Origin of the sequence: Zunongwangia sp. (assembly GCF_048269745.1) — a bacterium.
Lineage (GTDB): Bacteria > Bacteroidota > Bacteroidia > Flavobacteriales > Flavobacteriaceae > Zunongwangia.
On the sequence record NZ_JBLXIB010000008.1, the window covers coordinates 36,891 to 58,377 of the forward strand.

The following is a 21,487-nucleotide window of genomic DNA, read 5'->3' on the forward strand; positions in this document are numbered from 1 at the left end:
AAAAATGGAATTAGTTTTTGCGACTCACAACAAGCATAAGTTTGAAGAAATACAGGCAATGCTTCCTGAACATATTAAATTATTATCCTTAGATGATATTGGATGTAATGAAGATATTGCCGAAACTGCCGATACAATAGATGGAAATGCAATTTTAAAAGCAGAATATGTTCGGCATCGCTATGGCTATAATTGTTTTGCTGATGATACCGGACTAGAAGTTGATGCACTCAACGGAGCTCCAGGAGTTTATTCAGCACGTTATGCAGGAGAAGAAAAAAGCGATAAAGCAAACGTCGTTAAGCTTTTAGATGAATTAAAAGATAAAATAAATAGAAAAGCACATTTTAAAACAGTAATTGCTTTAAATTTAAAAGACCGAGAAAATTTATTTACCGGCATTTGTAAAGGAGAAATTACTAAAGAAACATATGGCGAAAATGGATTTGGTTACGATCCTGTTTTTTGTCCGGAAGGCTTCAAAAAAACATTCGCCCAAATGCCAATGGAAGCTAAATCTAAGATCAGTCACCGAGGGAAAGCATTTGCACAACTCATCGAATATTTATCTAAATAAAAAAATAATGTGAGAAGCTGTGAACTTATACGTACATTTGCAGCTTATTAAATTTTATAATGAGTAAATTTCAAGCATTAGGTTTAAAAGAATCTATTTTAAAAGCAGTTGAAGATATGGGCTTTGAGAGCCCTAGTGATGTTCAGGAAAAAACGATCCCTCTTTTACTTGCAAACAAAACTGACCTTGTGGCGCTTGCCCAAACTGGTACAGGAAAAACGGCGGCTTTCGGTTTTCCACTAATTCAAAAAATAAATACAAAGTCAAAAAATACTCAGGCTCTAATTTTATCTCCTACGAGAGAATTATGCCTACAAATTACGAATGAGCTTCAAAATTATTCAAAATACGAACCGGGTTTAAAACCAGTTGCCGTATATGGTGGAGCTAGCATTAGCGATCAGGCTAAACAAATAGAACGCGGTGCACAAATTATTGTTGCTACTCCTGGGAGAATGCAAGATATGATAAAGCGTAGATTAGCAGATATTTCTAAAATTGAATACTGTGTATTAGATGAAGCTGATGAAATGCTAAACATGGGATTTTATGAAGATATTAAATCCATTTTATCTCATACTCCTAAAGAAAAAAACACGTGGTTATTTTCGGCTACAATGCCTAAAGAGGTATCGAAAATTGCACAGAAATTTATGTCATCTCCTTTAGAAATTACTGTAGGTAAGAAGAATGAAGGTACGGCAAATGTTTCTCACGAGTATTATATGGTAAATGCAAGAGACCGCTACAATGCATTAAAACGTCTTGCAGATGCAAATCCAGATATTTTCTCTGTAATATTTTGTCGTACAAAAAGAGATACACAAAAAGTTGCTGAACGCCTTATCGAAGATGGATATAGTGCAGGTGCTTTACATGGAGATTTAAGCCAAAATCAACGAGATTTGGTTATGAAATCTTTCCGTAGTCATCAAATCCAGATGCTAGTTGCTACAGATGTTGCTGCACGTGGTATTGATGTAGATGATATTTCGCACGTAATTAACTACCAACTTCCAGATGAAGTTGAAACGTATACTCACCGTAGTGGTCGTACAGGAAGAGCAGGTAAAACTGGTATTTCTATGGCTATTATCGTAAAAAGTGAATTTCGAAAAATTAAAAGTATTGAAAAGATTATTAAACAATCTTTCATTCAAAAAGAGATTCCTAGTGGGTCTGAAATTTGCAGAACTCAGCTTTTACATTTAGCGAACGAGATTAAGGAAACTAAAATTAATCCGGAAATAGAATCATATCTTCCAACGATTAATGAAGTATTACAAGATTTTGACAAAGAAGAATTAATTAAAAAATTCTTTTCTGTTGAATTCACTCGTTTCTTCAACTATTATAAAGAATCCAATTCATTAAGTTCTGTAAACGCTAAAGATTCTTCTAGAGACGGAGGAGGAAACGGAAGCGCTACTCGATTCTTCATCAATGTTGGTAAAAAAGATGGTTTCGATTGGATGAGTTTAAAGGATTTCTTAAAAGAAAAACTAAGCTTAGGCAAAGAAGATGTATTCAAAGTAGATGTAAAAGAAAGTTTTTCTTTCTTTAATACAGAAGCTTCAGAAACGGACAAAGTACTCGCTTTATTTGATGATTACGAACACCAAGGTCGACATGTAAATGTTGAAGTTACTAAAGATTCTGGCGGCGGAAGAGGAAGAGGAAAAAGACGTGAAAAAAGTGGTGGTAGAGGAAAAAGAAATTTTAATTCTTCTTCAGATTCAAAAAAAGGACGTTCTGGAAATAGATCAAAAAATATAGAGAACTCTTTTAAAAGAAGAAAATCAAAAAAATAGTTTTGTAATTCCTTATAAATGGCATTATTTTTTATAGGAATTATTTAATTAAGGTTACCATTTTTATGAAGCGCTTTTTATTTTTCACTTTACTTCTTTTTTTAACAAGCCAACTTATACAGGCTCAAGATGCTAATATTTCAGGAACGGTTATGAATGCCGCTAATGATGTAAAGCTTGAAAATGTACATGTGGTTAATTTAAATCAGGTAAAAGGTGATGTTTCCGACGATGAAGGTTCTTTTGAAATAGAAGCTGCCGTAAACGATACATTATACTTTTCCTATTTAGGATTTAAATCGATACGAGTGCGTGTTACAAACGACTGGTTAAAATACGGAAATGTAAAAGTAAAAATGACAGAAGTGGGAATTGCCCTTGAGGAAGTAAAAGTGGGCGAGGTAACTTTAACAGGATACTTAGAAATTGACGCCAGAAATATTCCTATTTACGAAAATAGACGATATAGTATCTCTGGCCTCAATTCTGGTTACGAAGCAGGAAACTCTTCACCCAATGCCATCAACAAAGTTATTGGCTCTATATTTAATCCAGCAGACGCCCTGAACAATATTTTTAGTTCAAAAGAGCGGCAAATGCGGAAACTCCGAAAAGTTAAAGAAGACAAAGCTATTAGAGATTTATTGAACTCTAAATACAACCGAGAAACTTTAACGGCGATGCTACAAATTTCTAAAGCTGATATTCGAGAAATTTTAAGTAGGTGTAATTACTCTGAAAATTTTGTAGAAACAGCTAACGATTTACAAATTTTAGACGCTATTAGCGGATGTTGGGAAGAATATAAACTACTTAAAAGAAATAAAGATTAAGCATTCGTTTAATCTTTATTTTTATTTATTTTCAAAATACTTTTTTATTGATTGTACACCTTCCTCTATATGATCGCCAAATATATTATCCACACTAAAAAAAATATTTATAATACTCAGCGGAAATTTTGAAAATCCACGGATTCCCCAAACCATTTTAGTTCGTTTATTATCAATCTCCTTGAAACCAAAATAACTTAGTGCAACAAATTTTGTAGGTTTTATCATTATTACCTTCGTTTCTATAATTTTATTCGGTTTTATTTTTATTATTTTTTCAGTGCCCTCTCCTATTTTTTGGGTTCTTCCCTTCCAATACATCATTGCATCGGTTTTACCATCCACTCCTTTAAAATGCACAGTTCCTATGTTCTTTTTAAACCATGGCATCCACTTTCCTCTATTCTTTAATTGCCTTACAAAAGCATATACATCTCCTATAGGAGCATTAATTACAATTGTTCTACTTACATCAAAACTTTTCTTGGTCCAAGCATGTAAAAAGGCAAAAAAAGTGACTATTGCAATTACTATATAAAAGAAAAGCGTCATTGATTAAAAATTATAATTAAAAAGAATTAGTTCTTGTTTGCGAAGCGTAAAATAATTTGGTCGATATTTTTTATCGACTTTCTTAACCATTCTAATTGCAAATCATCTAACTCTTCTGGGCTTAACTCCCAGTGCACATTAGGCGTTGTTCGCATTTTTTGAGTTACATGCTGTAAAACAATTGCAGCTGATACAGAAATATTTAAACTCTCTGTAAAGCCATACATCGGAATTTTTAAACTACAGTCTGCTTCCTTTAAAATTTCTTCTGACAAACCTTCTTTTTCGGTTCCGAAGAAAAAAACTGAAGGTTTACTAACATTAAAATCTTCTAGTGTAACTGAATTTGTATGCGGACTAGTAGCTACTATTTGGTATCCTTTTTCTCGCAAATTACTGATGCAAGATTTTGTGGATTGATACCTATTTATGGTAACCCATTTTTGGGCTCCCATCGCAATTTCTCGTTCTATCTGTTTAGTAAGACGCTCCTCTATTATATGAACATTCTGTATTCCGAATACATCACAACTTCTAATTACTGCGCTTGTATTATGCAACTGAAAAACATCTTGCGTGGCAACTGTAAAATGATTAGTACGCTCTTTTAAAACGTGATCGAAAAGTTGCTTACGACTGTCTGTTAAAAACGTACGTAAATATTCAATTAAAGAATGGTCTGTCATAAAACCAAAATTAGCAAAAAAGCCCAGTATTCTATCCAAAAAAGAAAATTTGAAGAAAATTTTTCCAATATTCTAAACCTTATTAATTTTATAATAGTTTAAATAGAAACTGAGAATGAAAAATCTTGTTGTATTGACAGGTGCAGGAATAAGTGCTGAAAGTGGTATAAAAACCTTTAGAGATGCTGATGGGCTATGGGAAGGTTACGATGTTATGGAAGTAGCTTCACCTCAAGGTTGGAAAAAAAATAAAGAATTAGTACTCGATTTTTACAATCAGCGTAGGCGTCAGCTCTTAAAAGTATTTCCAAACAAAGCTCATTATGCGTTGGCTAAATTGGAAGCTCATTTTAAAGTAGATATTATTACACAAAACATAGACGATTTACACGAACGAGCAGGCAGCTCTAATGTTACCCATTTGCATGGCGAGTTATTAAAGGTAAGAAGCACTTTTAATGAAAAAGTAATTCTAGATTGGAAAGACGATTTGAAAGTTGGTGATTCCTGTGAGCACAATTCTCAATTACGCCCTCATATAGTTTGGTTTGGGGAGATGGTACCAATGTTAGATGTTGCGATTGAAAAAGTTTCTAAAGCAGATATTTTATTGATTATAGGCACCTCAATGCAAGTTTACCCGGCAGCTGGGCTTATTGATTTTATACAAGCCAACACACCTATTTACTTTGTAGATCCTAAACCAAATGTAAAACCGAGCGAAAATCTAAAAATTTATGCTGAAAAGGCAGTAACCGGAGTTCCTAAACTTGTAAAAGACCTAGAAAAATATAGTAAGCATTAAACTGAAACAAATCTTTTTTAAGGAAACGATGAATTTGGGAACCGATTTTCAATAAATCAAAAATTAATTTTAAAGAAATTGAAAATTCTCGTTTTACAGCTGCTTTCGAAGCGTTATATTTACACTTTAATTCTTAAAATAAAAAAATGACATCGCTAGAAGCTATTTCTCCTATAGATGGAAGATATCATTCTAAAACTAAAGCACTAGCTGCTTATTTTAGTGAAGAAGCCCTTATCAAATATCGTGTAAAAGTTGAAATTGAATATTTTATAGCTCTTTGTAAGCTTCCATTACCTCAATTACAGGAAGTAGAAGAAAGTATTTTTCCGAAGTTACGAAGCATTTTTGAAAACTTTTCTTCTGAAGATGCACTGGCTATTAAAGAGATCGAGAAAACTACTAACCACGATGTTAAAGCAGTTGAGTATTTTTTAAAAAACGAATTTGAAAAACTAGGTCTAGAAAAATCTAAAGAATTTATCCATTTTGGATTAACTTCTCAAGATATCAATAATACCGCTGTACCGCTTTCTTTAAAAGATGCAGTTTTAGAAGTTTACAATCCGGTGTTAGAAGAAGTATTAGATAAACTAAAAGAATTAGCTTCCAACTGGGCAAAAATACCTTTGTTGGCAAGAACACATGGTCAACCAGCTTCTCCTACTCGCTTAGGTAAAGAAATTGAAGTTTTTGTTGTTCGCCTTCAAGAGCAACAAAGAATTTTAAATAATTGCAAGCATGCTGCAAAATTTGGTGGAGCTACTGGTAATTTTAACGCACATTTTGTAGCCTACCCTAACATTGACTGGAAAAATTTTGGAGCATCTTTTGTTGAAAACACCTTAGGCTTAAAACATTCTTTCCCGACTACGCAAATAGAGCATTACGACCATATGGCAAATTTGTTTGATGCTTTAAAACGCATCAACACAATTATCCTTGATTTAAATAAAGATATCTGGACGTATGTTTCTATGGATTATTTCAAACAAAAAATAAAAAAGGGAGAAATAGGAAGTTCTGCAATGCCACATAAAGTAAATCCGATCGATTTTGAAAATAGTGAAGGAAACTTAGGAATTGCCAATGCTATTTTCGAGCACCTTTCTTCTAAGCTACCAGTAAGCCGTTTACAGCGAGATTTAACCGATAGTACTGTGCTTCGAAATATTGGAGTTCCTATTGGGCACACAATTATTGCATTTACATCTACTTTAAAAGGATTAGGAAAATTATTACTGAATAAAGAAAAATTACATGCCGATTTAGAAGCAAATTGGGCTGTAGTTGCAGAAGCTATCCAAACAATTTTACGTAGAGAAGGCTTTAAAAATCCTTATGAGACTTTAAAAGGATTAACACGAACTAACGAGAAAATCAATAAAAAAAGTATTGCTGATTTTATTGAAACATTAGACGTTAATGAAGCTGTAAAAAAAGAATTACGCGTTATAACTCCTCAAAATTATACGGGTATATAACTTTCAATATTAAAAATTGATATTTCAAATAACAATTTTTGATTACTATAAATTAAAGTTTACATGAAAATTTAAACGGAAACCTTAACAAAATGATGAATTCTAATTATCAATTTTCAGAAGAAAATAATCCACAACAGTCGGTGATTCTTTCCGATTCAGAAATAAAACAAGGACAAACAGCTTTTATCAATAAAGTATATAATTGGATGGCTTTAGCGCTATTAATTACTGGCGTTACTGCATATTTTTCAGCACAAAGTGAAGCCTTGTTAAGTCTTGTATTTTCAAACAGACTAGTTTTTTACGGACTTTTAATAGGAGAAATTCTTTTAGTTGGATACCTTGGATCGAACATCCGAAAAATATCAGTTAGTCTTGCCACTTCCCTATTTGTCTTGTACGCTGTTTTAAATGGAGTTACGCTTTCGCTAATTATGCTAATTTATACTTCTGGCTCTATAGCCTCTACTTTTTTTATAACCGCAGGGACTTTTGGTGCTATGAGTGCTTATGGTTATTTTACTAAGAAAGATTTAACCTCTATCGGGAACTTATGTATAATGGGGTTATTTGGTATTATAATAGCTTCGGTTGTAAATATTTTTCTTTCTAATGAAATTTTGTACTGGGTGGTAACTTACGCCGGAGTTCTTATTTTTGTAGGGCTTACTGCTTACGATACTCAAAAAATAAAAAGAATGTACCGTGCTGGTTTAGAAGATTCTGAAACCGGACAAAAATTAGCTCTATTAGGCTCTATTACCTTATATCTAGATTTTATAAACTTATTTTTATTCTTATTGAGAATTTTCGGAAGAAGAAAATAAAATTAAAAAACATCAAATTTCGATTATTTAATAGAAATCGAAAAAATAATAAAAAATCCCTTTCTAAATTTAGAAAGGGATTTTTTATTATCAATACCATAATTTTATTCGGTAGTAACAGTATCGACTTTAACATTAACCGAAACTCCAGATTTTTGATTTTTTGAATTTTTATCGGAATGATCGAATATACCTTCCAGACTTTCTAAGCCTTTTAGATTTACATCTTCTTTATCTAAAGATTTTAAAAGCTTCATTATTTTTTCAGGATTCATATTGTCTCCTAATATACGAGCAACACCCATTCCTTTTTTATTACTGTAGCCAAAAGCTATTATCTCGTCGATAGCATCTTCTTTTCCAGTAAAATATAATGAACCTCGCTGATCAGAATTCCCTACTTTCATTAATAATTGATAATCTTCATTCCTAAGAATGTCTTGCAACTCTGTCTTTTGTTTTTCAAAATATGCTGTATCGTTCTTTAGCGGAAGAGCTAGCACGTTTACTTTACGTACACTCTCAATAATAGCTTTCTCTTCAGCATCAAAATTATCTAGATTTGCAAATAAACTTGTTGGAATATCGACAGCTATAAATTTATTATCGTCTTGTTTTTCAACATAATACTCTTGTAGACTCTTTTGTTTATTACAAGCTATTGCTAATAATCCTATTGATAAAAATGTTATTAATTTATGTAATTTCATGATGGTTATGATTTTGTTTTAGCATTTTTTAATTGATCGGCTCCGGGAACATTCAAATCTTTTGTTAATTTAGAAAGCTGCGATAAATCGATATCTCCTGTTATTCTTAAAATTACCGATATTGGTTCGCCGTCATCCTCTCCATCCATAAACATCAATAACTCTTGTACAACATTATCATTATTAGGAGCGGACTTTGCAAAAAACTGAATGTTTTTTCCACTTTCTTTAACTCGCATCAACTCATCTAAAGAACCTTTACTTAAATAGGCTTTAAAATCGGTAGCCATTTCCTTTCGCACAGTAGATGCGTTTGATTTATATAGGCGAATTTCATTTAAATGCTCAATCATATCCATATACTTTTTGGCTTCCGGATCATTGTCACTTAAATCTACTTTAGCCAACATTTTAAACATTTTGCTAGTCATAATCACCGCATCTACGTCTTTCATATCTTCATACTTTCGAAAGTCTTGTGCTGTCGAGAGTATAGGCATTAAGCCTAGTGCTATTAAAATTATTATTCGTTTCATAATTTTTTATTTTGTTTTTATAATTTGGTTAGTAGCTTTATTAAACTCTTTTAAATATTTTAAATCTTTACGACCTTCATTCATATAATGAGAGATCATTTGTAGCGCTTGTTTAGTTTGCTGATAAGTAACCTCTTCTTGAGTTAACTGCGCAACTTCTGGTTTTTGTGGCGAGTTATTAGAAAATATATAAATACTGACTACTAAAACTACCATTGCTGCTGCATACCACCAAGAATGTGGTTTTAACTTGCTTTTTTTAGGTAATTCTATAGTTGTTTTTAATTTCTTTTCTTTACTCTCTTCTGAAAATTTAAAGAGTAATTTATACATCTGATGTTGTGGGAGTACCTCTTGGGATTTTAAATAATTAGCAATTTCTTGCTCTTCTTGCAAGCTTGTTTCCCCTTCATCGTATTTTGCTAAAAGCTTGCTAATTTTATCTAACTCCATAGCTATGCTTTTTTATCAATTCATTTTTTATTTTTTTTCTAGCTCGTGATAGAGCCACTCTAACTGCTGTATTCTTCATTTCCATAATTTTAGCAATTTCTTCAAGGTTATATTGCTCTATATCTCGTAACTGAAATATGGTTTGCTGTTGCTTTGGTAATTCATTCATAATTTCAGAAATCCATTCTAAATCATCTTTTAATTCCAACTTACGCTGACTTGATATTTCATGACTATCGTAATTAGTGTGTACTATCCGCAAATTATTATTTTGCTTAAGTTTTAACTGATCGTAACAATAATTTTTGGTAATAGTCATGGCGAAAGCTTCGATGTTGTTATACTCATTAATTTTCTTTTTTTTCTTCCATAATTTAATAATAACCTCTTGGGTTGCATCCTCTGCAGCTTCTTTTGAAACTAGTAACCGAGATGCCAACCTAAAAATCTTATCTTTAAAAGGAGAAATAGTATCTAAAAAAGTACTTTCTTTCATAATTTGATGGTTAATGTTAGCTCCTTTTCTTTTACGACGACCCTAATATAATTTTGTTACAATAATTTTTAAATAGAATATTGTTACCTATTTTCGTATTTAAACCCAAATTATAGATATTATACATGAAGATAAAACAACTTTTCTTTCTTTTTGCTATGGCTAGTTTAGTGCTGAGCTCGTGTGCAGAAGATATGGACGATGTAATTAACGATCCGGAATTTGTAGAAATAAACGATTTTATTTACCGAGCCATGAGTGAATATTACCTCTACAAATCGGAACAGCCAAGATTGGCCGATGGCTATTTTGAAACCGAAGATGAATACAACGAATTTTTAAGAAGTTATACTACACCCGAAAACTTATTTGAGAATTTAACGGTGCCTAAAGATCGTTTCAGTTTTATAACCGACAATTATATAGAGCTTGAAAATAGTATTAGTGGTATATCAAAAACCACAGGAGTAGATTATATTTTATATTATATTTCAGAAAATTCGAATGCTTTAATAGGCCAGGTTAGATATATTGTACCAGGTAGTAATGCTGAAGGAAAATCTATTAAACGTGGCGATTTATTTACGCGTATAAATGGAGAACAAATCACTTTAAAGAACTATCAGAAAATTTTTTCGGGTAATTCATTAACCTATACATTAGCTGATTTGAATTCTGAAGGAATGGTAACTGAAAATGGACAAGAAGTTACAATCGTTACTCAAGAACTAACCGAGAATCCAATATTAATGCATAAAGTAATTGAAACCGGAGGGCACAAAATTGGGTATTTACTTTATAATAGTTTTGTTGCGGAATTCGATGATGAATTAAATGCAGTGTTTGCCGAGTTTAAAGGAGAAAACATCGATAATTTAATTCTTGATTTACGGTATAACGGCGGCGGTAGAGTAAGTTCTGCAACCCACTTAGCGAGTATGATAACCGGACAATTTACCGAAGAGGTTTTTGCTAAAAAGCAATGGAATGAAGATTTCCAAAATTATTATTTAAATAATAAACCAGAATACTTATTTGATTATTTTACTGATAAAATAAATGATAATGCCATTAATAGCTTAAATTTAAATCAGCTCTATGTTATTGGTATTTCTAGCACAGCATCTGCCAGCGAATTAGTAATAAATGGATTAACCCCCTATATAAATGTGGTAAAAGTAGGTGATACAACAACCGGAAAATCGCAAGCTTCGGTAACTCGTTATGATTCTCCTGATTTTACTAGAGTAAATGCAAACCCAGACCATAAATATGCTATTCAGCCTTTAGTATACGAATCTGTAAATGCAGACGATGAAGTAGTGCCATACGATGGTTTAATTCCTGATATTCCAATTACAGAAAAAATAAATGACTTAGGAGAGCTGGGTGATCCGTCTGAACCACTTTTAGCAGCTGCTTTAAATGCGATAACCGGAAAAAGAAGCTTATTATATAGCAAACAATCGGAAAGTGAAATTTCTAAGAAATTTATCGATTTTAAAGAACGAAAATCTAATAAGCCAACTTATAAACGAATGTATATTGATGAGTTACCCGGCACATCAGAATAATATTCTTATATACTAAAAAAAGCCCCAAAATTGGGGCTTTTTTTAGTATGATGTATTTTTACTACAAACTACTCATTAACATAGAAGCCGTTTGGAGCCATACCTACAGTAAACTCTTTTATGAATTCACCAGAAACAGAATAAATTCTAGCTTTCCCATTTGATTTGAAATCACCTCCATCAGCAGTATATATAAAACCATCGTTAACATTAAATCCATACATTTTTCCATAAGCAGAATTACTTTCATAAGTAAGTAATGGTTCTTCTGGTTGTTCTAAAAGCTCTTCTGAAATAGAATAAACAGAAGAAGCCGAAGTAAAATATATAATGTTATTCTCTATATCAAGATTTGATACCGCACCAAAATCTTCTGTAAATTCTAAAACAAAATTCTCGTTTCCTGTATTTAAATCTATTTTTTGAAGCTTATTTGAAGAAAGCGCATAAATAAACTGTCCATCAATTTCAAAAGAATTCAGTCCTGTACTTGTAGTAATAGTTCTTACAAAAGAATTAGTATTAGGGTCAAAAACTTTGATAGAATTACCTTGACCAAAAGAAGCACCTTCAACATATATTAAATCATTATTTTCTTTTACTTCATCAAGATAAGTTCCCGCTACAATAGATTTTTCTACTTCAAATGTTTGTAAATCAATAACTGCTATATAATCATCTTCACCTGTGCTAAACCCAGCTAAATTAGAAACATAAGCTTTTCCGTTATAAGCAACTCCATAATAAGGCACACTTAAACCACTATCCACAATGCCTTTATATTCAAAAGTATACCGATCTACTACAGTTATAATATTTGTACCATTAGAAATCAAATATGCATTTTCATCATCAAAAAACATAGATTGAACAAAATTGCCCAAATCCATATCATTATTATTATTCTCAAAAATAGTATTCTCTATAGTTTCTAAATCATTCGTAATGAAAGAAACAGTACCGGCATCGTTAACACCTTCATTTAAAACCAAAATTCCGTTTTGATAAGGAGCTAATTCTTCAGGTTCTTCATTACCACTATCATTCCCTTTGCTTGTATCTTGAATAAAGTCATCGTCGCTACTACACGACGTTAAAAGTGATACTACCACAAAAAGCATCATAAAATAATTGTTAATCTTCATAGAATTTTAAATTAAAAGTTTATGTTTAAAAATATATTGAAATTAATTCCGGGCATCCACCGGTTTTCTACGTTTTGATATTCAGAATTGAATAAATTTTTTATTTGTCCGCCTAATTGCCAAGTGTTATGTTTATCTAAAGCATACGAAGTACCAATGTTAGCGATTAAATAACCGGAAAGTTTCTCGCTTTCATCGCTACGTGTAAAAACTTTACCATTATATAAAACTTGAAGTGATGGCGTAAATCGATGATATTGATATGTTACATTAGCTGTTGCTTTATGAAATGGAACATAAATTAACTGATTATCAGTTTCATTATTTTCAGAAACGGTATAGGCGTAGGTGAAATTTGTTTGTAAAACACGATCTTTAGAATATACTTTTTTCCAATCTAAAAATGTTTCTAAACCATACATTTTCACTTTGTCTTCATTATCGGGTTCCCAATTTCCACCAGCTCCGGGTAACCAAATAATCATATCTTTTACAATATTGTAATACATGCTTACCCCTAATTGAAGATCTTCAATAGTGACTTGATGACCAACTTCAAACTGAAGGGAAGTTTCCGGGCTTAAATCCGGATTTCCAGCTGAATCCCAATACAAATCGTTATAAGTTGGGATACGAAAGTTTTTTGAAGCATTTAACTTCAGCATATAGTATTTTGAAAAGCGAAGATCACTTCCAAATGAAAATAATAATGGACTCTCGTAAGCATTCGTGATTTCTTTACGCAACCCCACCTCATATTCCACATTCTTCACTACCTGATGTTTTACCAAAAAGGCACCGGAAAATATATTCCGATCTTGTTTTCGAATACTGCTACCTTTACCGCGGGTATACGTATTTTGCACGATGGCATTCAGAAGCAGTTTAGAGTTTACCTTGTAATTTAAATCGTATTTACCAATAAAGTTTTTAGCCTCGCCAAAAGTATGATTATTAGATTTTATATTATCGAAATACTGATATTCTTCCCTTATAAAAGCAGCTCTTACAATTTGCTTAAATTTTGAAAACTCATAATTCCACTCCACTAAATTACGATTAGTGATATCTCTATATTTCGTTCGATTTTCTGTAGGGCGAACAATCGAAAAATGGCGTTTACCATCATAAATTTCGCTAATTAATTTTAAGCTATTTTTATTCGAAAATCGATAACCTAGCGCAACATTTAATCCGTTATTATCATAATCTCCATTTAGGTTTTTACCTTTATCATCCGGATACTCATAATCATTATCACTACTATTTCTAGAAAACGACACATTTACACTCCAATCGTTTTTAGCTAATTGCAAATTGTAGCGAGCATCGATGGTGTTATAACTGCCATAACGTAATAAAGCCTGATGTTTCTCTTCATTTTTAAAAGAAAGCGAATTCGTCAAATGCACACTCCCTCCAATAGCTCCGGTTCCATAAACTAAACTTCCACCTCCGGGCCGAATCGCAATTTCGTTATAAGCTGCTGTATTTATAGTATTAAAATCTAACTGCCCATTAAATTGTGAGTTGATATTAATGCCATTCCAAACAATTGCAGTTTGCGATGCAGAAGTCCCTCTAAACGAAGGTGAAGAAACCATTCCTAACCCATTTTCTTTAAAAAAAATAGGCGTATTAAATCGTAAAACTTCGGTAAGTAAAGGTTCGTTTTTATATAGAACAGAGTCGGTTAATTTTGTTACTTGTTGTCCTAATGAAAGCTTATCAAGCTTATTTTCTTTCAATAACACTGTATCTAATTTGGTAATTGCAGTAGATTGAGCCATTACACTACCAGAATAGATACTCAAAATCAATAAAAAGAGTAATTGTTTATGTTTCATAAGCAGCAGCGACTTTTTTTCCCGAAAGTCCTCTCGTTTTTGTTATAATTATGGCAGGTCTCCTGGCTTGCGTCTTGTTAAACACCTTCCCATCTAAACGACAGTGGTTTAAAGTTTAACAAGTATTCTTTTACAGAACACAGCTTACAGTTGCGGGAACAGCTCAGGCTCATACCTGATTCCCTTTTAATCGGTGTTACCCGAACCAAAATCAAGGGCGAAAATAATCATTTATTAAACTTCTTCGACTTAATTTATAAATAATATTACTTTTGACATTAAATTTAGCGCAGTGAAAAAATTCGGGATTTTAATACTATTTATCATAAGTTTTGCTTGTAAAGAAACACATTCTTCAAAAAAAGAAAATGGGCAAGATTTGGGAAAAGCGATGGCTATCGAAAATGCTACCGGATTCTCAATAACAAAATTTAATTCATACAGCGTAATAACGGTAAATAGCCCGTGGGCTAATACTAAAAAAAAGTTTATTTATGTATTAGCTGAAAAGGAAGCTAATATCCCCGAAAATTTAGATTACGATCAAGAAATAACAATTCCGGTTAAAAAAGTAGTGGCTACCTCTACTACGCACATTCCAGCCATAGAAGCTTTAGATGAAATTGAAAGTTTAAAAGGATTTCCGGATTTGGATTTTATCTCATCTGAAAAGACCAGAACATTAATAAAAGCTGATAAAATTAAAGATGTAGGAAATAATGAAAATTTAAATACTGAATTATTAATAGATATACAGCCAGATGTAGTAATTGGGTTTTCTATAAACGCTACTAACAAAAGCCTACAAAAAATTCAAAAAGCTGGTATTCCTGTGATTTATAATGGAGAATGGACAGAAGCTACGGCATTAGGAAAAGCAGAGTGGATAAAATTTTTTGGTGCATTATATAACAAAAATGAAGAAGCAAAAACTATATTCGATTCTATTAAAACGAATTATATAAACGCAAAAAAATTAGCTAAAACAGCCAAAACTAAACCTACAGTTTTTAGTGGTTCGATGTATAAAGACCAATGGTATGTACCTTTCGGGAATAGTTGGCAAGCCAATATTTTTAACGATGCTCATGCTACATATGTTTGGAGTGAAACTGAAGGACAAGGAAGTTTAAAACTCTCTTTTGAAAAGGTTTTAAACGATGCAAAAAATGCAGATTTTTGGGTAAGCACAGGACAATTTACTTCGTATAATCAACTATTTAATCAATCCTCACACCTTAATGAATTTAAAGCCGTTAAAAATAGAAAAGTATATTCAGTAAGCATGAGTAAAGGAGCAACTGGTGGAATACTATTCTATGAATTAGGCCCTAGCCGTCCGGATTTGATTTTGAAAGATTTAATTAAGATTTTTCACCCTAAATTATTACCTGACTATACATCTACTTTTATAAAAGAACTTGATAACTAATGCAATACTTTCGAAAATACGTTTACCTTTTAGCTATTTTCACCATTCTATTATTAGGCTTACTATTGCTCAACATTAGTATTGGCTCTGTTCATATTCCCTTTAGAGACATTTTTTCAGCGCTTTTAAACAACGAAACAGGCATAGATACCCATACCTATATAATCCTAGAATATCGACTCCCTAAAGCCATTACTGCTATTATAGTAGGATCCGGTTTGGCTATTAGCGGCCTATTAATGCAAACTTTATTTCAAAATCCACTTGCAGGCCCTTATGTTTTGGGCTTAAGTAGCGGTGCTAGTCTTGGAGTTTCGTTATTAATAATGGGCTTAGGGTTAATAGCTGGAGATTTTTCTGATATTATATTCTCTCAATGGAGCTTAGTTATTGCTGCTAGTACTGGTAGTTTATTAGTAATGCTGTGTGTTATCTTAGCCTCAATTCGGTTACGCGATATTATGTCCATCCTTATAATTGGACTAATGTTTGCAAGTTTAACTGGTGCTGTAGTAAATATCTTAACTTACTTTAGTGAAACATCACAGTTACAACACTATATATTCTGGTCTTTCGGAAGTTTGGGTGATTTATCTTGGGAACAATTCGAAATTTTAATGCTGTTTTGGGTGATAGGAATCATTCTTTCTATTTTAAGTATAAAAAATCTAAATAGTCTTTTATTAGGTGAAGAGTATGCAAACAGTTTAGGAGTTAACATTAAACAAAATCGATTATTGGTAATTTTGGCCACTAGTTTGTTAGCAGGAAGTATCACGGCTTTCTGTGGACCTATTGCATTTATTGGTTTAGCAGTTCCGCATTTAATAAGGCAATTAGTTTCAATAACAAACCACGTTATTTTATTACCTCTAGTAGCCTTAGGTGGTGCTATTTTAATGCTCATTTGCGATATGATAACTAATTTACCAATATTACAAACACCTTTACCTATAAATGCTATTACATCGCTCGTAGGAGCTCCTGTCATTATTTGGCTACTAATTAAAAAACAGAAATTTTTATTTTGATGAAACATGAAAATATGAAAAAATCAATTTTAGATATTTCTGATTTAAAAATTGGTTACTCCGACAAGAAAACAACAAAAACTGTTGCTGAGAATATTAATATTCAATTATATCCGTCTGAGTTGGTTGCTGTAGTAGGTATTAATGGCGTTGGAAAATCTACGTTTTTACGAACAATTTCAGGAATACAGCCTAGTATTTCAGGAAATATTGAAATTCAAAAACAAAATTTATTAGATTTCAATAACAAAAAAAGAGCATCAGAAATTAGTTTAGTGCTAACCAACCAGCCAATTTCAAAAAACTTAAGTGTATTCGAGTTAGTAGCATTAGGCAGGCAACCGTATACAAATTGGTTAGGAAAACTATCAAAAGAAGATCATTTTAAAATTGAAAATGCACTTAATTTAACTGCTCTACTAGAACTTAAAGACAGAAAGTGTTACTCGCTTAGCGATGGCCAATTACAAAAAGTATTAATTGCTAGAGCTATTGCTCAAGACACCTCTATTATTATTTTAGATGAACCTACTTCCCATTTAGATTTATATCATAAAGCTTACGTAATAAAGCTATTGAAGGACCTGACTCTAAAGACCCAAAAGGCGATTATTTTCGCAACTCATGAAATTAATTTAGCACTCCAAATTTGTGATAAAATTATTTTAATGGGACCAAGTGAACTATTAATCGACACGCCAAAAGAGTTAATTAAAAAAGAAGCTTTTCAAGATCTATTTCCACAAGATCTTGTATATTTCGATACTTCTTCAGGTGCTTTTAAAATAAAAAATTAGCGCAACTAAAACAAGGCTTAATCTTTGTATTTCGATACTTTTTTCATATAAAAAAACAGACCTAAAATTCAGCATTATTATAAGCTTTAAACCTCGTAAATTTCTTCAAATCCTATATCCATTTGCAATTAAAATTAGTTTAAAAAAGGAATGTTTATATTTGGCATAAATAACCATTTTTAATGAACCAATACCTCCTTATTTTTTTAGTTTTTATAATTGCTTTAACAATTGGTTTTCTTCTAGGAAAACTCATTTCTAAGCTCAAATTTCAACATAAATTTGATTTACAAGAAGAAAAAAACAATAAACTAATACTTGAATTAGATCACTCAAAAAATCTAAATAACAACTATTTAAAAGATAAAGAATCACAAATTAAAGAACTAAAAGAAGATTTGCTAATAAAATTAGCAAACGAAAAAAATACTCAAGATTCTTTACGAAAAGAAAAGGATTTTTATCAGCTTGAGCTTACTAGGAAAAATTCCGAATACAAGCATTTGCTTGAACGACAAAAAGAACAAAAAGCAGAGTTAGAAAACCTACAAGAAAAATTCAGTATTCAGTTCGAAAATCTGGCGAATAAAATACTCGATCAGAAGTCCGAAAAATTCACAAATCAGAACAAAGAAAACATACAAAATATCCTCTCCCCGCTTCAGCAAAAAATTCAACATTTTGAAGAAAAAATTGAAGCCGGCCATAAAGAAAGCATTGGGCGAACAGCAATGCTAAAAGAGCAAATTAATGGTTTAAAAGATTTGAATTTACAAATGAGTAAAGAAGCTAACCAATTAACCAAAGCTCTAAAAGGAGATACTAAGATGCAAGGGAATTGGGGCGAAATGATTTTAGAGCGAGTTCTGGAAAAAAGTGGCTTGCAAAAAGATCGAGAGTTTAGTGTACAACAATCGTTTACCAATCAACAAGGTAAACGTGTTCTCCCCGATGTAATAATTAATTTGCCGGGTAATAAAAAAATGATTGTCGACTCCAAAGTTTCATTAAATGCCTACGAGCGTTATGTAAACGAAACGGAAGAAAAAGAAAAAATTATTCATCTTAAAAACCATTTAATTGCGATAAAAAGTAGAATTAAAGAATTAAGTGATAAAAATTATCAAGATATTTATCAAATGGAAAGCCCAGATTTTGTGTTGCTTTTTATACCGATAGAAGCTGCTTTTGCAGTAGCCTCTAACGAACAACCTAATTTATATGGAGATGCTTTCGATAAAAACATTATTTTAGTTACGCCTACTACCTTGTTAGCAGTGTTACGAACTATTGAAACGATGTGGCAGCATGAACATCAAAAGGAAAATGCTGTTGAAATTGCTGTACAAGCAGGTAAATTGTACGATCAATTCAGTAATCTTACCGAAGATTTAATTAAAGTCGGCAAGCAATTAGGCACTGTACAAAACTCCTATGAGGGAACAATGAAAAAATTAACTGGAAAAGGAAATTTGATAAATAAAGTTGAAAAATTAAAAAAATTAGGTGCCAAGGCAAGTAAAACAATAGATTCTCGACTTCTTAAAAAATCGGAACAACACATTACTAATACAGAAAATAAACAGTTATGAAAAAAGTATTATTCTACATTTTAGGTGGCATTTTTTTGCTTTTTTTATTGTATTATGTATTTGCCTATTTTGCAACCTATAGCGAAGGAACACGTACCGGCGAGCTAATAAAATTCAGTAAAAAAGGAGTTATTTATAAAACCTGGGAAGGAGAAATAAGCCAAGGTATTAGTGGTGCCCAAATTTTCCAATTTTCAGTATTAAAAAAAGATGATGATGTTATAAAATTACTTCAAGAAAATGAAGGTAAATACGTAAAACTCCACTATATAGAACGTTTTACAACTTTCTTTTTTTGGGGCGACTCTAAATATTTTATAACCGAAGTAGAAAAAACAAAATCCCCCCATTTTAGAACACAATGACAGAAAAATTACAATTTAAACACGTAGAAGATTCTCAAGTAGTAATTTCAGAATTAATGCTTCCCTCCCATTCAAATTTTAATGGAAAAATACATGGTGGTTATATTTTATCTTTACTAGATCAAATAGCTTTTGCTTGTGCTTCTAAACATTCACGTGCCTATTGCGTAACAGCTAGTGTAGACACCGTAGACTTTTTAGCTCCTATTGAAATTGGTGAGTTAGTAACCATGAAAGCTTCTATTAATTATGTTGGAAAAAGCTCAATGGTAATAGGTATCCGGGTTGAAGCTGAAAATATTCAGACAGGAGAAAAAAAGCATTGTAATTCATCCTATTTTACTATGGTTGCCAAAGATGAGAACGGAAAATCGGTAAATGTCCCGGGACTTATTTTGAATAACGATCATGATATACGCCGATTTACAAAAAGCATCAAAAGACGCGAAATGAAAAGCACTAGGGATAAAGAATTTCATGAAACCGATTTTGCTTCAGAAAATTACATTCATCTTTTAGACGATTATAAAGTGAAGTTAGATCTGTAAATTCACTTTTACAGCTATTCTTTTATAAACAAGCTATAGCGGTTATTTCTTGAAATAAGAAAATTTTAACCACACAAGCTAAAATTAGGCATTTTAAATTATAAATATGCACTAGACCCAACTTATATTGTTTTGTTGTTTTTGTTCTTTTAAACGCTTTTATTTTAGCTTTATTTTGAGGTTTTCACAACTTAGAAAAGATAACCTTCTCAAACCTCAGAAATCATTCTAAAAAAGCTTTGAAAATTCATGTAGTATTAGTTTAAAACTTTTTCTGAATGTAATTTTTAATACTTCAGAATTAATTTTAATTGTTTATTTTGCTGAAAATTATCCTAATAATTATTCTTTAAATCACAACAAAGGCTATAAACTTAACCAAGTTTTTATTATGAAAATTGCTGTATTTATAAATTGCTGTATACTATTAGTTATAACAGGATGCAAAAAACAAGAAGAAAAAAAACAGATTGCTCCGGTAAAAACTGAACAACCTGAAGAGCTTTATAAAGCTACAGAAAAACAAAGCATTCCTACAAAAGAATGCTATTTATATGCTTCAGTAACCGATACAATTAGTTTAAATCTTGAAATAATAAACAAATCAGTTTCTGGTAGCTTAGTTTATATGCTGAAAGAAAAAGCTGTAAATCGTGGCCAAATTTCTGGAGAAATTAAAGGCGACACTATTTTTGCGGAATACGTTTACTCTAACAAAGACAAAGAAACTAATCGACCTATAATTTTCTTAAAAAAAGAAGATCAGCTAATTGAAGTATATCCTACCAAAAATAGCGAAAATTTTACTTTGAAAAAGGGTTTTCCATTAAGTAGAACTAGCTGCGGTGTTTATTAATTTAATTAAGAAGGATTTAAATATACTGCTATTTCAGCTATATTTATTGTAAATAAAACCCAACCAATAATAAGTATTAGTCCACCAAGTGGTGTTATAGGTCCTAAAAATTTCATCTTTTTACCGATAGAATCGCTCAAAACTAATCCATAAATACTAAAAGAGAAGAACAAAACGCCTATTATAAAACACCAACCGGTAATTTGCTGAGAAAGTTCTCTAAACGGAAAAGCAATAGCCGCAATTATTAAAATAAGTGCATGGTACATTTGGTAACGTACTCCGGTTTCAAAACTTTTTTGCTGATCTTCAGATAACCTCTTTTTTAAGGCGTGTGCACCAAAAGCTCCAAAAATAACTGACAAACCTCCATAAATCCCTCCTACTATTAAAAAAAGTTCTTTCATTTCTATAAAATTGATCTTAAATAGTTTTATAAAACTATTAATACTGTAATTAAGCGTAAAGGTATATAATTCTCTTAGTTTTTTATTCTGATAAAATCAGAATAGAAAAAATCCTCTGTA

23 protein-coding genes and 1 riboswitch are annotated in these 21,487 nt (G+C 31.6%); of the genes, 14 read left to right on the forward strand and 9 right to left on the reverse strand.

Annotation, left to right across the window (positions count from 1 at the left end; all coding sequences use genetic code 11):
* Nucleotides 1-4: 4 nt before the first annotated feature.
* The 3 genes from ACN0WI_RS10535 to ACN0WI_RS10545 all read left to right on the forward strand — a co-directional run bounded on the left by ACN0WI_RS10535 (nt 5) and on the right by ACN0WI_RS10545 (nt 3,221).
* A complete protein-coding gene (locus ACN0WI_RS10535; protein WP_417886762.1) occupies nt 5-577 on the forward strand; it encodes a non-canonical purine NTP diphosphatase in 573 nt (190 codons plus the stop codon).
* A 59-nt stretch (nt 578-636) separates the two neighbouring features.
* A complete protein-coding gene (locus ACN0WI_RS10540) occupies nt 637-2,388 on the forward strand; it encodes a DEAD/DEAH box helicase (RefSeq protein ID WP_417886763.1) in 1,752 nt (583 codons plus the stop codon).
* 65 nt (nt 2,389-2,453) lie between these two features.
* Nucleotides 2,454-3,221 (forward strand): carboxypeptidase-like regulatory domain-containing protein, encoded by a 768-nt coding sequence (locus ACN0WI_RS10545; protein WP_417886764.1) that lies wholly within the window; start codon nt 2,454-2,456, stop codon nt 3,219-3,221.
* Between the two features lie 21 nt (nt 3,222-3,242).
* Here the strand turns inward: ACN0WI_RS10545 and ACN0WI_RS10550 are convergent, their stop codons facing one another.
* Nucleotides 3,243-3,773, reverse strand: coding sequence for an SRPBCC family protein (locus tag ACN0WI_RS10550; protein ID WP_417886765.1), 531 nt, complete (start codon nt 3,771-3,773; stop codon nt 3,243-3,245).
* Nucleotides 3,774-3,799: 26 nt separating this feature from the next.
* Nucleotides 3,800-4,459, reverse strand: a complete 660-nt coding sequence (locus ACN0WI_RS10555) for a TrmH family RNA methyltransferase (protein WP_417886890.1) — start codon at nt 4,457-4,459, stop codon at nt 3,800-3,802.
* Nucleotides 4,460-4,574: 115 nt separating this feature from the next.
* Here ACN0WI_RS10555 and ACN0WI_RS10560 point away from each other — a divergent pair, with 115 nt between their 5' ends.
* The 3 genes from ACN0WI_RS10560 to ACN0WI_RS10570 all read left to right on the forward strand — a co-directional run bounded on the left by ACN0WI_RS10560 (nt 4,575) and on the right by ACN0WI_RS10570 (nt 7,578).
* Entirely contained in the window at nt 4,575-5,264 is a 690-nt protein-coding gene (locus ACN0WI_RS10560) for an SIR2 family NAD-dependent protein deacylase (protein WP_417886766.1), read from the forward strand.
* Between the two features lie 146 nt (nt 5,265-5,410).
* A complete protein-coding gene (gene purB / locus ACN0WI_RS10565) occupies nt 5,411-6,748 on the forward strand; it encodes an adenylosuccinate lyase (RefSeq protein WP_417886768.1) in 1,338 nt (445 codons plus the stop codon).
* 92 nt (nt 6,749-6,840) lie between these two features.
* Nucleotides 6,841-7,578, forward strand: coding sequence for a Bax inhibitor-1 family protein (locus tag ACN0WI_RS10570; RefSeq protein WP_417886769.1), 738 nt, complete (start codon nt 6,841-6,843; stop codon nt 7,576-7,578).
* A 104-nt stretch (nt 7,579-7,682) separates the two neighbouring features.
* On the opposite strand, the gene ACN0WI_RS10575 is transcribed toward ACN0WI_RS10570, so the two are convergent.
* From ACN0WI_RS10575 to ACN0WI_RS10590, 4 genes are read right to left on the reverse strand one after another with little or no spacing between them, the layout of a single operon-like run.
* Nucleotides 7,683-8,288 carry a DUF4252 domain-containing protein gene (locus ACN0WI_RS10575; RefSeq protein ID WP_417886770.1) on the reverse strand — a complete coding sequence of 202 codons (606 nt, stop codon included), beginning with the start codon at nt 8,286-8,288 and terminating at the stop codon, nt 7,683-7,685.
* Nucleotides 8,289-8,293: 5 nt separating this feature from the next.
* The gene (locus ACN0WI_RS10580) at nt 8,294-8,824 is read right to left on the reverse strand and encodes a DUF4252 domain-containing protein (RefSeq protein WP_417886771.1); all 531 of its coding nucleotides are present in this window, start codon (nt 8,822-8,824) and stop codon (nt 8,294-8,296) included.
* A 6-nt stretch (nt 8,825-8,830) separates the two neighbouring features.
* Nucleotides 8,831-9,277 (reverse strand): hypothetical protein, encoded by a 447-nt coding sequence (locus ACN0WI_RS10585; protein WP_417886773.1) that lies wholly within the window; start codon nt 9,275-9,277, stop codon nt 8,831-8,833.
* Nucleotides 9,264-9,773, reverse strand: a complete 510-nt coding sequence (locus ACN0WI_RS10590) for an RNA polymerase sigma factor (RefSeq protein ID WP_417886774.1) — start codon at nt 9,771-9,773, stop codon at nt 9,264-9,266. Before ACN0WI_RS10590 ends, ACN0WI_RS10585 begins: the two co-directional genes overlap by 14 nt.
* A gap of 125 nt (nt 9,774-9,898) precedes the next feature.
* On the opposite strand from ACN0WI_RS10590, the gene ACN0WI_RS10595 reads away from it, so the two are divergent.
* Nucleotides 9,899-11,347, forward strand: a complete 1,449-nt coding sequence (locus ACN0WI_RS10595) for a S41 family peptidase (RefSeq protein ID WP_417886775.1) — start codon at nt 9,899-9,901, stop codon at nt 11,345-11,347.
* A gap of 68 nt (nt 11,348-11,415) precedes the next feature.
* Here ACN0WI_RS10595 and ACN0WI_RS10600 read toward each other — a convergent pair whose 3' ends face one another.
* Nucleotides 11,416-12,492: a YncE family protein gene (locus ACN0WI_RS10600; protein WP_417886776.1), complete on the reverse strand. Its 1,077-nt coding sequence runs from the start codon at nt 12,490-12,492 to the stop codon at nt 11,416-11,418.
* Nucleotides 12,493-12,503: 11 nt separating this feature from the next.
* Nucleotides 12,504-14,339: a TonB-dependent receptor plug domain-containing protein gene (locus ACN0WI_RS10605; RefSeq protein WP_417886777.1), complete on the reverse strand. Its 1,836-nt coding sequence runs from the start codon at nt 14,337-14,339 to the stop codon at nt 12,504-12,506.
* A gap of 34 nt (nt 14,340-14,373) precedes the next feature.
* Nucleotides 14,374-14,564: riboswitch (cobalamin riboswitch) on the reverse strand.
* Nucleotides 14,565-14,631: 67 nt separating this feature from the next.
* Between ACN0WI_RS10605 and ACN0WI_RS10610 the strand changes: the two genes are divergently transcribed.
* From ACN0WI_RS10610 to ACN0WI_RS10640, 7 genes are all read left to right on the forward strand, one after another.
* Nucleotides 14,632-15,771 (forward strand): ABC transporter substrate-binding protein, encoded by a 1,140-nt coding sequence (locus ACN0WI_RS10610; protein ID WP_417886778.1) that lies wholly within the window; start codon nt 14,632-14,634, stop codon nt 15,769-15,771.
* A complete protein-coding gene (locus ACN0WI_RS10615) occupies nt 15,771-16,802 on the forward strand; it encodes an iron chelate uptake ABC transporter family permease subunit (RefSeq protein WP_417886779.1) in 1,032 nt (343 codons plus the stop codon). The genes ACN0WI_RS10610 and ACN0WI_RS10615 overlap by 1 nt, the downstream gene beginning before the upstream one ends.
* A 14-nt stretch (nt 16,803-16,816) precedes the next feature.
* On the forward strand, nt 16,817-17,599 hold the full coding sequence (locus ACN0WI_RS10620; RefSeq protein ID WP_417886780.1) for an ABC transporter ATP-binding protein: 783 nt from the start codon (nt 16,817-16,819) through the stop codon (nt 17,597-17,599).
* A gap of 182 nt (nt 17,600-17,781) precedes the next feature.
* Nucleotides 17,782-19,191, forward strand: a complete 1,410-nt coding sequence (gene rmuC, locus ACN0WI_RS10625; RefSeq protein WP_417886781.1) for a DNA recombination protein RmuC — start codon at nt 17,782-17,784, stop codon at nt 19,189-19,191.
* On the forward strand, nt 19,188-19,556 hold the full coding sequence (locus ACN0WI_RS10630; protein WP_417886782.1) for a 6-phosphogluconate dehydrogenase: 369 nt from the start codon (nt 19,188-19,190) through the stop codon (nt 19,554-19,556). Before rmuC ends, ACN0WI_RS10630 begins: the two co-directional genes overlap by 4 nt.
* Nucleotides 19,553-20,104 carry an acyl-CoA thioesterase gene (locus tag ACN0WI_RS10635; protein WP_417886783.1) on the forward strand — a complete coding sequence of 184 codons (552 nt, stop codon included), beginning with the start codon at nt 19,553-19,555 and terminating at the stop codon, nt 20,102-20,104. Before ACN0WI_RS10630 ends, ACN0WI_RS10635 begins: the two co-directional genes overlap by 4 nt.
* Nucleotides 20,105-20,495: 391 nt before the next feature.
* Nucleotides 20,496-20,960: a hypothetical protein gene (locus ACN0WI_RS10640; RefSeq protein ID WP_417886784.1), complete on the forward strand. Its 465-nt coding sequence runs from the start codon at nt 20,496-20,498 to the stop codon at nt 20,958-20,960.
* 5 nt (nt 20,961-20,965) lie between these two features.
* Here ACN0WI_RS10640 and ACN0WI_RS10645 read toward each other — a convergent pair whose 3' ends face one another.
* Nucleotides 20,966-21,367, reverse strand: a complete 402-nt coding sequence (locus tag ACN0WI_RS10645; RefSeq protein ID WP_417886785.1) for a DUF423 domain-containing protein — start codon at nt 21,365-21,367, stop codon at nt 20,966-20,968.
* Nucleotides 21,368-21,487: the final 120 nt, after the last annotated feature.